Origin of the sequence: Ferribacterium limneticum (assembly GCF_020510625.1) — a bacterium.
In the GTDB taxonomy this organism is placed as follows: domain Bacteria; phylum Pseudomonadota; class Gammaproteobacteria; order Burkholderiales; family Rhodocyclaceae; genus Azonexus; species Azonexus limneticus_A.
The window spans coordinates 1,791,249-1,804,688 of sequence record NZ_CP075191.1 but is presented as its reverse complement, the minus strand read 5'-3'; the positions used below and the strand labels follow the sequence as shown (position 1 = coordinate 1,804,688).

Annotated in this window: 10 protein-coding genes; 2 read left to right on the top strand and 8 right to left on the bottom strand. The window is 57.9% G+C overall.

Going from position 1 to position 13,440, the window contains the following annotated elements; genetic code table 11:
• Positions 1-7 precede the first annotated feature (7 nt).
• Together iscR and cysE are read right to left on the bottom strand one after the other, a co-directional pair.
• Entirely contained in the window at positions 8-511 is a 504-nt protein-coding gene (gene iscR, locus KI617_RS08455; RefSeq protein WP_226451558.1) for a Fe-S cluster assembly transcriptional regulator IscR, read from the bottom strand.
• 55 nt (positions 512-566) lie between these two features.
• A complete protein-coding gene (gene cysE, locus KI617_RS08450; protein WP_226451557.1) occupies positions 567-1,316 on the bottom strand; it encodes a serine O-acetyltransferase in 750 nt (249 codons plus the stop codon).
• Positions 1,317-1,446: 130 nt separating this feature from the next.
• Here cysE and KI617_RS08445 point away from each other — a divergent pair, with 130 nt between their 5' ends.
• Entirely contained in the window at positions 1,447-3,213 is a 1,767-nt protein-coding gene (locus KI617_RS08445; protein WP_226451556.1) for a serine hydrolase domain-containing protein, read from the top strand.
• A gap of 2 nt (positions 3,214-3,215) precedes the next feature.
• On the top strand, positions 3,216-3,470 hold the full coding sequence (locus KI617_RS08440) for a phosphopantetheine-binding protein (RefSeq protein ID WP_264180067.1): 255 nt from the start codon (positions 3,216-3,218) through the stop codon (positions 3,468-3,470).
• Between the two features lie 101 nt (positions 3,471-3,571).
• Here the strand turns inward: KI617_RS08440 and xdp1 are convergent, their stop codons facing one another.
• The 6 genes from xdp1 to lexA form a co-directional block, all read right to left on the bottom strand.
• Complete coding sequence (gene xdp1, locus KI617_RS08435) at positions 3,572-4,474, bottom strand: exosortase-dependent surface protein XDP1 (RefSeq protein WP_226451555.1); 903 nt, start codon at positions 4,472-4,474, stop codon at positions 3,572-3,574.
• 89 nt (positions 4,475-4,563) lie between these two features.
• Positions 4,564-7,422: an XrtA/PEP-CTERM system TPR-repeat protein PrsT gene (gene prsT, locus KI617_RS08430; RefSeq protein WP_226451554.1), complete on the bottom strand. Its 2,859-nt coding sequence runs from the start codon at positions 7,420-7,422 to the stop codon at positions 4,564-4,566.
• A 174-nt stretch (positions 7,423-7,596) separates the two neighbouring features.
• Entirely contained in the window at positions 7,597-10,680 is a 3,084-nt protein-coding gene (locus KI617_RS08425; protein ID WP_226451553.1) for an error-prone DNA polymerase, read from the bottom strand.
• Between the two features lie 12 nt (positions 10,681-10,692).
• Entirely contained in the window at positions 10,693-12,132 is a 1,440-nt protein-coding gene (locus tag KI617_RS08420; protein WP_226451552.1) for a Y-family DNA polymerase, read from the bottom strand.
• A complete protein-coding gene (gene imuA, locus KI617_RS08415; RefSeq protein ID WP_226451551.1) occupies positions 12,065-12,790 on the bottom strand; it encodes a translesion DNA synthesis-associated protein ImuA in 726 nt (241 codons plus the stop codon). The genes KI617_RS08420 and imuA overlap by 68 nt, the downstream gene beginning before the upstream one ends.
• Positions 12,787-13,392 (bottom strand): transcriptional repressor LexA, encoded by a 606-nt coding sequence (gene lexA / locus KI617_RS08410; RefSeq protein ID WP_226451550.1) that lies wholly within the window; start codon positions 13,390-13,392, stop codon positions 12,787-12,789. The genes imuA and lexA overlap by 4 nt, the downstream gene beginning before the upstream one ends.
• Positions 13,393-13,440 lie beyond the last annotated feature (48 nt).

Sequence of the window (13,440 nt, the reverse complement as noted above, 5' to 3'; positions counted from 1 at the left end):
ATGGAGGTCAGATAGCAGCAGGGATCTTTTCACTCCCAGCACGACCACGCGGCTGCGGACCGAGGCGGCGCTTGTCTTCGAGCGCAATGGTAGCGGGAGTGCGCTTTTGCTTCTCGCAGGCAACCAAATCAGCCAGCGTCACCGAAGAAAGGTACTCGAACATCTTTATATTCAACGTCGTCCACAGGTCATGCGTCATGCAACGATGTTCGTCGTGGCAATTCTCGCGCCCCCCGCACTGCGTGGCGTCGAGTTGCTCATCGACAGCGCGGATGATATCGGCCACCTGCACCAGCTCGAGCGGCCGGGCAATGCAGTAGCCGCCGCCAGGACCACGCACACTATCAACCAACTTGTGGCGGCGCAGCTTGCCGAACAACTGCTCCAAGTAAGACAGCGATATCTTCTGCCGCTCGCTGATGCTGGCCAGCGCAACCGGCCCGTCCTCACCACGCAAGGCGAGATCCATCATGGCCGTTACGGCAAAACGTCCTTTGGTCGTTAAACGCATTCCGAACTCCTGCTAATAACCTAGTATTATGGTCAACTATATATACCAGAGAAAATTAGTCAACTATTTTGCTCAGGTATTTCGGATCAAAGGAATCGGCCTGCTGCACTTCTTCGTCACACTTGACGCCTTGCGCCTCAAGCTCCTTGACCAGAGAAGCAAGACGACGATCCGTCTCGGCTGCGTGATCAAGCAGCGCGTGGATAGCCTTGGCCAGCGGATCATCCTGATCGCGGGCAACGGCATAGGCGGAGAAGCCCAGTTTTTCAGCTTGAGCCTCGCGTTCGCGTGTTTGCTGATCAATAATTCGCGCCGGGTTGCCAACGGCAGTAGCCCCTGCCGGGACGGGCTTGGTTACCACGGCATTCGAGCCGACCTTGGCGCCAGCACTGATCGTGATCGGGCCGAGCACCTTGGCACCAGCGCCGATAACCACCCCATCTTCCAATGTCGGATGGCGTTTGCCCTTGTTCCAAGAGGTGCCGCCCAACGTGACCCCATGGTAAAGCGTAACGTCGTCACCAATGATGGCCGTTTCACCGATAACAACCCCCATGCCGTGATCGATAAAAAAACGGCGACCGATCGTAGCTCCCGGGTGGATTTCGATGCCGGTCAGCATACGCGCCAGGTGGGCCGTAAAACGCGCCAACCAGCGCAGGCGATGCCCCCACAGCCAGTGAGCCAGACGATGCATGATCAGGGCGTGGATACCGGGGTAGCAGGTCAGCACCTCCCAGAACGAGCGGGCCGCCGGATCGCGGTCGAAAACCGCACGGATGTCCTCACGCAAATGCCGGAACATGAAGCCTGATCTCCCTATTCAAAGGAGGGCAATTTTAGAATACTCGACTGAATTTGTCAGCTATTTTCCCGAAAGGCCAACAGTGCTATCTGTTTATAATCCATTGCCATAGCCGCGAAAGCATTTCCCCATGATCAACCGCCTTGCCCCGCTCATCGCCGGTGCCGTTTTTTTGCTCTGCGGCTGCGCCACGCCTCCCCCCGTTCCGCCGAGCGATGTTCGCGGCAACTATGACCACACGCAGAAATACCTCACCTGGCTGGTCGACCGCGAAATGGTCCAAAACGAGATCACTGGAATCAGTATCGCTTTGGTCGATAACCAACAGGTGATCTGGCAGCAAGGCTTCGGTTATGCCGACCTGGAAAACAAGACCCCGGCTACGCCAGAAACGGTCTATCGGGCCGGCTCCATCGCCAAGGTATTTACCGCAGCTGCCGCCATGCAACTCGCCGAACAGGGCAAACTCGACATCGACCGCCCCTTGGCGGCCGCGCTGCCCGAATTCTCGATCAAGAGCCGCTTTCCGAATGCCGCCCCGGTTACGCCGCGCAACATTATGTGCCATCACTCCGGACTGCCATCGAACTTCCTGCGCGGTCTCTTTGTACGCGAACCTGACCGTTTTGACTCTGTGGTTGAGGCCATTCACGACGAACATCTCGCCTTTCCGCCCAACTACGTTTTTTCCTATTCCAATCTTGGCATGGCGCTACTTGGCGCCGCTATACAGAAAGTCAGCGGCCAAGCCTTCGACACTTACATGCGTGAGCATTTCTTCCTGCCACTGGACATGCCCCAGAGCAGTTTCGCTCAACGCCCGATCGCCAAAGCCTATGACCGCAACAAGGAAAGCGAGGTTTTCTCGTTACGCGACATGCCCGCCGCCAACCTACTGAGCAATGTCGTCGACCTCAGCCAGTTCCTGAAAATGCAGTTTGCCGAGGGCAGAGTGGGCAATCAGCAACTGCTGTCGGCAGCCTCCTTGCACGAGATGGTCCGCATCCAGAACAAGGATTTCCCACTAACCTTCAAGCAATACGTCGGTCTTGGCTGGATGATGAGCGGCATCGACATTCCCGGCGGCGGCCCGGTCGCTAGTCATGGCGGCTCGCTACCCGATTCGCACAGCATGATGGCGATTTTGCCGGAGCACAAACTGGGCGTAGTTGTCCTTTCCAATTCGGCCACCTCGCATGTCGCCGTCTCGAAAATTGCCGCCGAAGCCCTGCGCCTGATGCTGGAAGCAAAAACCGGCATTCGCCAGAATCCTGCCCTCCCAGTTCGCGCCGCTGAACGCTCACCAACCCCCGAAGAATTACGCCAGTTCGATGGTCATTTCGACACCATGGTCGGACTGGCCAGAATCAGCACAAAATCCGGCCAGATCGACGTCGATGCGGCCGGCCACCAATTCCGCCTGGTACCGCACGAAGACGGCCTGCTGACCATCAAATACAAAGTGTTCGGCATGTTGCCGGTGCGCGTCGGCGCTTTCGAGGACATTCATCTATCAATGGCTGAAGCTGATGGGCGTCAGATAATCGTCGGAAGAATCGGCGACGAATCACTGATCTTCGGTGAAAAACTAAAACCATCGCTCATTCCTGAGCCTTTCCTGCAAAATCTCGGTCACTACGAAATTGTCGGCAAGATTGACGGACCATCGCCAGACAGGCTTCTGCTCAAGGAAGACCACGGAATCCTGATTGGCGAGGCACATTTTCCCGAGGTACCCGACCTGCTGCTACGCATCGCCTTCCAGCCGGTATCCGACAACGAAGTGGTTACCGCTGGCCTAGGCACCAGCCGTGGCGATACACTACGCCTTATCGGCGCAGGCGACGACGCCACGTTGGGCTTTTCCGGCATTCAACTACGCAAGAAACTGAACTGAAAATGAGCGAACTACACGAGGAACTAAAGGTCTTCATCATCGAAACGATGAATCTCGAAGACATCACACCAGCCGACATCAAAGACGACACCCTGCTTTTTGCTGATGGCGGCCTAGGCCTCGATTCGATCGATGCGCTCGAACTTGTGCTCGGACTGAAGAAAAAGTATGGGGTGGTGCTTGAAGCCAGTGATGAAAAAGCACGCGAACATCTACGTTCGGTGGCTACGCTAGCAGCATTGATTCAGTCAAATTAAATCGCGATCACCCGCTCGCCAATCAAACGCACCGGATTGCGCAGCTTCCCCACCAAGCAAAACGGCACCCTGAGGTGCCGTTTTATCGTATAGAACTTGAATTACCGACGCTTGCGCAAGCGGAGCAATCCAAGCAGGCCAACGCCCATCAATGCTAGCGAACCTGGTTCCGGGGCCTTATTAGAGCCACACCCTCCCGTACCTCCAGTCGAACCCGGAGGACAAGTAGTCCCGACTACCGAGGAAAGTTTCACATAGTCGAAACCTCCCGACATAGATGCACCTGCTGAACTAACAAGCGGATTGAACGCACCTATCAACCAGTAGGAAGAAGCAACTCCAGCCCCGTTAATGGCTTGGGTATAGGTAGAAGAACTACCAACCGTATTTCCAACTACTGTCCAGCCATTTGACGTCAGCTTGTCGTACGTCAGTCCTTTCAACATGGTGTTTTCGTTGAAAGCACCAGCTCCGGTGAAAGCCAGTACGGTCAGGTCGGAATCAGACTGAATCCAACTCAGATTTACACTACTCAGCTTGACTACCGAGGCTCCGAAATTGAGCAGCGCCATATCGTAGCGCTGAGCATTATCGATTGCGTGCTCAGGAGTGCCACCGATAGCATCGAGATTGTCACAATAAGTCAGATTGCTACCACTAGGACACCCGCTACCCCTAGTCGTAACACCGGTATTCGGATTGGTGTAATAACCATCGTTGTTGGCAATCCCACCATAGCCCTGTGACTGACCCAACCAATTCGCGGTTTCAATGGTTTGTGTCGCAGCGTTGCTGGCTGTACTGGTAGAGTTATTAGCGCCCCCAGTGTTGGAGTAAGCAGTAGTCGTCACATCTGCAGATGGAGTAGAGCCCGCCAAGTTCCATGTCGTAGCCGAAGCCTGACCTGCGGCAAGCATGCCTACTGCCAGAACGACTGCCTTTAATTGGTTTTTCATTTTTTTGCCCCAAAAGTACTTTGCTGATCTTGATTTAGCAAAAAACATACCTGAATAAATAGCTGTTGTTTTTCAACGACATGAAAATTTTTTATTAATCAAAAAACAAATGCTGTAAAGAATTTCGACACATGATACTAGTCATTCATCACGCCAAGATCCCGCCGAAGCTGCCCAAACAAAGGACTCCCCTTGAACTCACCGGAAGCGCCAATGGCCTCACGCAACTCATCCCGAGCCTCATCGCGCCTTCCAGCTTTGGCCAAGGCATAGGCAAGATGGAAACGGATATCACCATTTTCCGGGCTGCGCAGGCGCGCTTCGCGCAAATACCTTAGCCCAACCTCAAACTGCCCCTTGCTAACCAGAATCCAGCCCAGTGTATCGGCATAGGCCGGATGGTTGGGTGACAATTTGAGCGCCTTTTCCGCGATCTCCTGAGCTGAAGGATCGTTCATTTTCTGGAGCAAGTTGGCATAGTTGTTCAGCGAGACTGCATCGTCAGGGTTGGCAGCAAGCAATTTTTGATATGCCTGTTTTGCCGCAGGCAATTGACCTGCACGGAACAGGATGTCGGCCAGTGCCTTCAGTGCCCTCTGATCGCCGGGGTGACTCTTAACCCAGTTTTCGAGGAAGGCAGATGCCTTGCCCGACTCGCCTGCCCTCGTCTGCGCATCGACCAAGGCCAAGGCATTGCCGCTGGTTTCTTCGCGCGCAAGGAGTTTGCGGAAAGCGGTAATCGCGGCCTGATACTGGCCACGCATCATGGCCAGTTCAGCACCGGCACGAATCGTCTCTACAGCCGTCGGGTGTTTTAAAGTCAAGACCCTGAGGGCTGTATCGGCCTTGGCTGCATCACCGCGTCTAGCTTCAACCTGAACTGCCAGAGCGAGTGCTGCAACATCATCGGGGTTACCTTGAAGCGCCTTGGAGACGCTGTAGGCTGCTCCATCAGGATTGGCTGCCGCCAATTGCATACGCGCGATGGAGACCTGGGCTTTCGGATCGAATTCGGCCAGGCGAGTCGTGGTAGTCAAAACATTACGCGCGTTTACTACATCCCCGGTAGCCAGATAGGTTCGCGCCAAAGCCTGTTGCACCCTGAGGTTTGTCGAGAATTTACTGACCAGCGCCTTGGCTGTTTTGAGCGCCTCTTCACCTTGGCGCTGATTCAGGTACAGATCGATCAATACCAAGGTGGGATTGGGATCGTTACGCTGGATGTCACCTGCCTTGATCAGATGGCGAATCGCTTCAGCCGGGCGTTCAGCCCGCTGCTCAAGCAAGCCGTACTCGAACAGCACCTGATAGTCATTGCTATCTTTTTTCAATAAAGCATCAAGACGGCGACGAGCCTCATCGAAGCGCTTTTCTCCGATATCCAGACGTACCAGATTCAGCACAGAAGGGGCAAACGCTGAATCCTTGGCAAGTACCTGCGTATATGCAGCACGAGCGCCTGCCTTGTCGCCGCTCGCTCCCTTGATTGTGCCGAGAAAGTTCAATGCGGTCAGATTCTCGAGATCGTGCTTGACCATTGCCTCGGCAATTTTCATCGCCTTGTCTTTCTTGGCAAGGCGCATGTAAAGCGTAGCCAATGCCATGCCGGCACGGAGATCTGCCGGATTGGCGGCAAAAGCTTTCTCCAGGCTGGCAAGCCCCTTTTCAGACTGCCCCAAACCAAGCTGGCTCAAACCCAGTGAGCGGTTCATGTCGGGAGAACCGGTACGAGCAGCAGCCTTTTCGAGAAGGTCAGTAGCCTGCGCATAGCGCCTTTGGGCCAAATTCACCGTACCCAGCATGAATATCACCTGAGGATCTTCCGGTGTGGCTCGTTGCAGGGATTCGAGCAAGGGCTGAGCACGGCCGTAATCCTTCGCGTCGACAAAAATCGAGGCCAGCAGCTTCTTAGCCCCCAGATTGCTTGGGCTCCGCGCGATAAGAATATCCAGGTATTCGCGAGCCTTCTCATGACCACCCTGGCCGTAGTGGGCCAAAGCAGCTGCCATCAGCAATTGCTCGCGACGGGCCAGCCAAGCAGAAGGAAGGCTGTCGATGGTCCGTGTCACTTCTTTTAGCGCCGCGTTCGTCGCGTTCGCGTCACCGCGCTGGCTGGCCAGCACTGCTCGGAGGTAAGCCGCCCGTGGCTCATCGTCGGCAATTGTTTTCAGGTAATCCAGATCCTTTTGAACGTCAGCATCACGTTTGAGATCAATGAGCAATGCGGCGCGAGCAATACGGGCATCGACATGCTTCGGGGCTAGCGCCAAGGCTTTGTCATAGGCTGCCAGTGCCCCATTGGCTTCAAAGGAAGCATGCAGCACTGAGGCTTTCATGTTCCAGGCCGAAGCGTTATTTGGCGCCAACTCGATGGCTTTGTTGGCCTTTTCCTTTGCCTGGTCGAGTCTTCCGGCCGCCAACAACATCGGCACTTCAGCAATTAAAGGCAATGGCGACTTCGGGTCAATGGCTTTGGCATTCTCAAAACTTTGAACCGCAAGACTGCTCTTGCCAGATTCAAGGTAGGCATTTCCCCGCATGGTCAGCACTTCGACCTGCAATGCAGGAGCCAAACCGGAAGCAGATATTTTTTCGATGACGGCTTCAGGGCGACCTAGCGCGAGGTAAACCTGCCCGAGTGGCAGGGCGACCTCACCACGATTGACGCCCTGCTTGAGAGCCTCCTCAAACGCTGCTTCAGCCCCCTTCAAATCGCCATTTTTGAGCAAAACCTTGCCGAGTAACAGATGCGCCGCCAGCATTTTTTGATCTTGCTGGATGGCGTTTTTCAGCTGAATGACGGCCGCGGGCATCTCGTTTTTTTCGTACTTCCGGAGGGCATCTTCGTAATAGCTTGCGGCCTTCTCAGGCGTTGCCTCTGCGGTGACAGAAAAGCCAACAGCCAAAACGACTGCTACGGATGTACGAAGGGCAAAACCCAGACCTTGCCTGGCCGGATTCTGGTCAGGCAGCTTGTGTAATTTTGGGTGCATCATTTCGTTCGTCAATTCGATTGGATGAGATGGCACGGTCAGTGCGGATCGATGGCAGTTTGGATAACGCAATACTAATGACGATCGGAGATTGCTTGATGTGCGTTTTGTCACGATTTCGGGTTAATGACTGTGCGCCCAACAATATGAGCACCTTCTAACATGAGGATCTGGCCTTCAATGAAAATCCCGACTAACTGTTTCCAGGCGCCCCAACCAAGCTGAAAGATCGACCAATCGCTTGGCGACGAGGTGGAGCACCTCGCCTTCAACCTGTAACTGCCCGTAAACCCCGAGCAGCGTTGCGTTTAGCAACTCGCGGCGCTGTTTTTCGACCAGTTGAGGATGGACGACGACATTGGTCAGCCCGCTCTCGTCTTCCAGCGTGACGAAAACGATGCCTGTCGCGGTGCCTGGTCGCTGGCGGCCGACGACGATGCCGGCGGATCGGATCAAGGCGTGGTGGCCAGCCTTTTTTAGATCTGTCGCAGAGACGAAGCGGCGTTCGGCTAGCTGCTGACGCAGTAAAGTCAGCGGGTGGCAACGCAGGGTCAGGCCGAGGCTGCGGTAATCGGCAACCAGGTTTTCCCCTTCGTTCGGCGCAGGCAGTTCGATTTCTGTTTCAAATACGGGGGTGCCATCGAACAGGTCGCCCTGAACGACTGCGGCAGAGGCGGCCCAAGCGGCCTGCCGACGATGACCAGCCAGTCCTTGCAGGGCATCTGCAGCGGCCAGCAGATCAAGATCACGCCTTTGCAAACCGGCTCGTTCGGCCAGATCAGCGACATTCGAAAAGGGCTGTTCTTTTCGGTAGACCGCAGCAATGCGTTCGGCCACCGCTTTGGAAAAACCGCTGATTTCACGCAGGCCGAGACGCACGGCGCCATTTTCATCGAGATGACTATCCCAGTTGCTGACCATGACATCCGGCGGCAACACGCTGACACCATGGCGACGTGCATCCTGGATCAGCATCGATGGCGAATAAAAGCCCATCGGCTGGCTATTGAGCAGACCACATAGGAATGCAGCCGGATGGTGGCGTTTGAGCCAGGCCGAGGCGTAGACGAGCAGGGCAAAGCTGGCGGCGTGCGACTCGGGGAAGCCGTATTCGCCGAAGCCCTGAATCTGCAGGATGATCCGCTCGGCAAAGGCCGCCGGCAATCTGTTGTCAGCCATGCCGGCACGCAATTTCTGTTCGAATGGCTCCAAACCGCCCTTGCGCTTCCAGGCGGCCATTGCTCGGCGTAACTGGTCCGCCTCGCCAGGCGTAAAGTTGGCAGCAACCACGGCCAGTTGCATGACCTGCTCCTGAAAGATCGGTACGCCATAGGTGCGCTCGAGCACAGCATCGACGGCGGGCGAAATCCTCTCGATTCGCTCCCTGCCCTGCCGGCGCTTCAGGTAGGGATGCACCATATCCCCCTGAATCGGCCCCGGCCGAACCAGAGCCACTTCGACGACCAGATCGTAGAAACTGCGCGGCCTCAGGCGCGGCAGCATGGCCATCTGGGCGCGTGATTCGACCTGGAAGACGCCCATGCTGTCGGCCTTGCAGAGCATCGCGTAGGTCGCCGGGTCTTCGGGCGGAATATCCTGCATTTTCAAGGCTCGGCCGGTCGTTTCGCCAACGAGCTGCAGCATCCGGCGAATGGCCGACAGCATGCCGAGGGCCAGGATGTCGACTTTCATCAGGCCCATCGCATCGAGGTCGTCCTTGTCCCACTGGATCACGCTGCGCGCCGGCATCGCCGCATTTTCAACCGGCACCAGCCGGGAGAGCGGCCCGCGCGAGATGACAAAACCGCCGACATGCTGCGTCAGATGGCGAGGAAAACCGCGCAGCGCCTCGGCGATGGCCAGCCACTTCTCAACGCGCGGTACCTGCGGGTCGAGGCCAAGTTCGGCAAAGCGTTCCGGCAACTTCTCACGCTTGTCCCACCAGGCCAGCGAGGCGGTCAGGGCATTGATCTGGGCAATGCCGAAACCAAGCGCCCGACCCGCATCGCGCAAAGCCCCCTTGGTCCGGTAGGTGATCAATGCCGCAGCCAGTGCCGCTCGCTCGCGGCCGTACTTGGCGTAGATGTACTGGATCACCTCCTCGCGTCGTTCATGCTCGAAATCGACATCGATATCCGGCGGTTCGCCGCGTTCTTTCGAGACAAAGCGCTCGAAGAGCAAGGCCGAACGGGCTGGATCGACTTCGGTCACTCCCAGCGCGTAGCAGACTGCTGAATTGGCGGCCGAGCCACGCCCCTGACAGAGGATGTCCTGACTACGGGCAAAACAGACGATGTCGTAAACCGTCAGGAAATAGGCCTCGTAGGCCATTTCGGTGATCAGCCCAAGTTCGTGTTCAATCCGTTCACGAACGCTGTCGGGAACACCGGCCGGGTAGCGCCGTTGCAGGCCGCGCTCGGTCTCGGCGCGTAGCCAACTGGCGGGCGTTTCGCCGGCCGGCACAATTTCCTCCGGGTATTCGTAACGCAACTCATCGAGCGAAAACTCACAGCGCGCCGCGATGCTCAGCGTTTCGGCCAGCAGTTCCGGCGGATAAAGGCGAGATAGCCGCAGCCGGGAGCGTAGATGGCGTTCGCCGTTGGGGAACAGCGCGTAGCCAGCCTCAAAAACCGTACTTTTCAGGCGCAAGGCCGTCAGCACATCCTGCACCGGCCGGCGGGCCTTGATGTGCATATGAACATCGCCGGTCGCCACCAGCGGCAGGCCGCAGGCCTCACCCAAGGCCTGCAAGCTGGCTAGCCTCGCCAAATCATCCGGCCCGGCATGCAATTCGACGGCAATCCAGCACCGACCGGGAAAGCGACTCGCCAGCCACTCGCCATCCTCGGGCGATGGATTCCCGCCCGGCACCCAGAGCACCAGACAATCAGGCAGCGCACCACTCGGCGAAACGGCCTCCAGATCATTGCGGTGCAGGGTATAGCTCCCCTTCCCCGCTCGTCGCCGAGCCAGCGTGATCAAGGCCGAGAGATTGCCGTAGCCGTGTCGGTTGCAGGCCAGAAAGACCAGCTTCAGGCCATCGACCATTGTGATCTCGCTGCCGACAATGAATTTCAGCCCATTTTTCCTGGCCGCCAGATGCGCCCTGACAACACCGGCCAGCGAACACTCGTCGGTCAGCGCCAGCGCACTATAGCCTTGCGCCACGGCACGTTCGGCCAGCTCTTCCGGATGCGAGGCCCCGCGCAGGAAGCTGAAGTTGGAAAGGCAGTGCAGTTCTGCGTAATCAGGCAGCGACATAAGCTCACCGGCTCAGGCGAACAGGCCGTGCAGAAACCAGCCTTGGGCATCGCGGAAGATCCACGCCCACTGCCCCAGCGGATTGCGGGCGACGAAATAGTCACGGCGCACGTCGCCAGTGGCTCCAGATTCCCCCTCGTCCCACCAGCCGCTTTCCAGGCGCTCGGCACGGGAGAGCAACTTCAACGGCCCATGCCATTGCGGGCTACCGGCGGTTTCGGCCAGCGCCTGAGGCCTGGGCAGCAGCCATAAAGGGCGGTGCTGCCCGATGGCTGTCGTTGACGATAAATTTTGAGCCGAGTTTGTTGCAACTTCGTGCTGAACAGTCGCACATTCCGGACGATGGTCGGCAGTCTGGGCGAGCGCCAGCACAGCCCCCTCGCCCAAACGGGCCCGCAGACGCTCCAGGCACGCCAACGCCCCTTCGCCATCGGGCGCTTGCTCGAACAGATGAGCGCTGGCACCGGGCTTGTCGAGCAGTTCATCCGCCTGCAAGCGCAGGGCCTCGACAGGCGCCTTGAGCTGCAACCGGGCAAGATGCTCGCGCAACAGCCGCATGAAGCGAGCCTCATTCGCTGCCGGCTCGGCAAAACTCAAGACCAGCGGTGTTTTCGCGCCATCGTCATGCATCAATTGGAAGATGCAGCGACGCAGCAGCAATTGCCGACCATGCAGCCAACCGGCCAGCGATGCGAACAGGCGTTGCCCGGCAAACGCCAACGCCTCGGCGTATTCGACACGAGAAGGCAACTCAAGGTCGATGACGAAATTTTCCGGGAAAACAAAGAGCTTCTGTGGATCAGGCAAATCCCCCCAGGCCCGCAGCAGATCATCCATCGGCCGATTGCCGATGCGCCGCCGCAACCCGGCACCGGGCAGCATCCGCAAATCGCCCAGCCGCTTCAGTCCGAACGATTCGAGACGATTGACCACCTCATCCGGCCAGCCTCCAATGGCACAAGGCAAGGCAGCCAAGGCTGCCTGCATGTCCGACATGTCGACATGCGTACCAGCACAGCCCCGCCGGGCCAGCCAGGAGGCGCCCAAAGGTGTCGGGGCGACCGCCCAGTTCAGCGAATAGGACTGTTCGGCACAACCGGCCAGCACCGCCTCGACGATCGCCTTCGTCCCACCGAACAGGCGCAGGCAGCCACCGATTTCAAGCAGCAACACATCCGGCGGCGCCAGACTGATTGTCGGCGTAAAGCGCCCGGCCCAGCAGGCCAGACTTTCCAGGGCTTTTACTTCTCGGGTTTCGTCACGTTCGAAAACGGCCAGCCCAGGCTGCAGGCCAAGCGCCGTCGACAATTTTTGCCCTGCCTCAACCCCAGCTGTCAGCGCTTCACGATCCCCGACCAGCACCCGACCGCGAGTGACAACGGCGCTAGGCGACTGACGCAGCGGCAAGGCCTCGAGCGGCAACAAGGGAAAGTGCAGGGCCAGCCACAGCACGCGAGCTTCTCCCGGGACGGGGTATGGACAAGGCGAGCGGCCGGGAAACCGGCCGTCCACGCCGCTTGATGATGCGCACCGACAATTCCTGTTCGCCATCGGACTGCACCGTGTTCACCATCAGGCGCAGTGGTGCAGGCGATGGCACCCGGGCTGCTGCCGTCGAGCGCCATAAACAGGCAAAAACAGACCGCCCCTCGGCTGCCACTTGCAAGCGGCGCAAGGCGCGCGCATCAATACCCGCCTCGGGCCAGGCCAGTACACCAGCGAAGCCGCCACTGGCGAGCAATTGCTCGACGCACCAAGCCACACTTTTACCAGCCTGAACGATGACCAAGCGATCCAGTGCCAGCCCGGCAGCCGCCCACGCTGGGGCATGTGGCAGCCAGGGTGGCGCCACCAGCGCCAGCCAGCCGCCCTCGGCAGACAATTTGGCCAAGGCTGGCAACAGCAGGCTCATTTCACCCACACTGCCGCGATCGACCAGTATCTCGGTCAGATTGCCACGTGGCCAACCACCACCCGGCAATTCAGCATCAAGTTCGGCATGGCCGCTGGGAATGGCGGTTTCCGGCAGGAAAGCCAAGGTATCGCCGCGCCAGATATCACCTCTGGCCAGCACATCCGCCAAAGCGACCGGCGACGGCATGGGCGTCATGACAGCTTGGAAACAGCCCCGCGAATCAGGCCGACGGCAATGCCTTCGATGGCAAAATCAACTGCTTCCGGATCGACGATAATCGGTTCGAAATCGGGGTTCTCGGCAATCAGCCTGATCTGGCCAGCACTGCGTTCCAGACGTTTGACCGTCACCTCTTCATCCAGCCGGGCGACGACGATCTGCCCATCGCGTGCCTGGTTGGTCTTGTGCACGGCCAGCAGGTCACCATCGAAGATACCGACATCGATCATCGACAGACCGCGCACCTTGAGCAGAAAATCGGCTTTCGGTTCAAACAGACTGGCATCCAGCGCATAGCGCCCCTGCATGTTCTCGACAGCAAGGATGGGCGAGCCAGCGGCGACACTGCCAATCAACGGCAGACCAAGCTGCTCAACCAAGCGAATGCCTCGCGCCGAACCAGGTTCGAGCACGATGGCGCCCTTCTTGGCCAGCGCCTTGAGATGATCTTCCGCTGCATTGGGCGAAGCAAAACCGAAGGCGCTGGAAATTTCCATGCGCGTTGGCGGCGCACCGAGCACTTCCAGCGTGCTCCTGATGAAGTCGAGAATTTCCTGCTGACGTGGCGTGAGTTTCATGGCCGGCCTCCGCTAAAAACCATTGACTGTATTTTTGTACAGTAATCA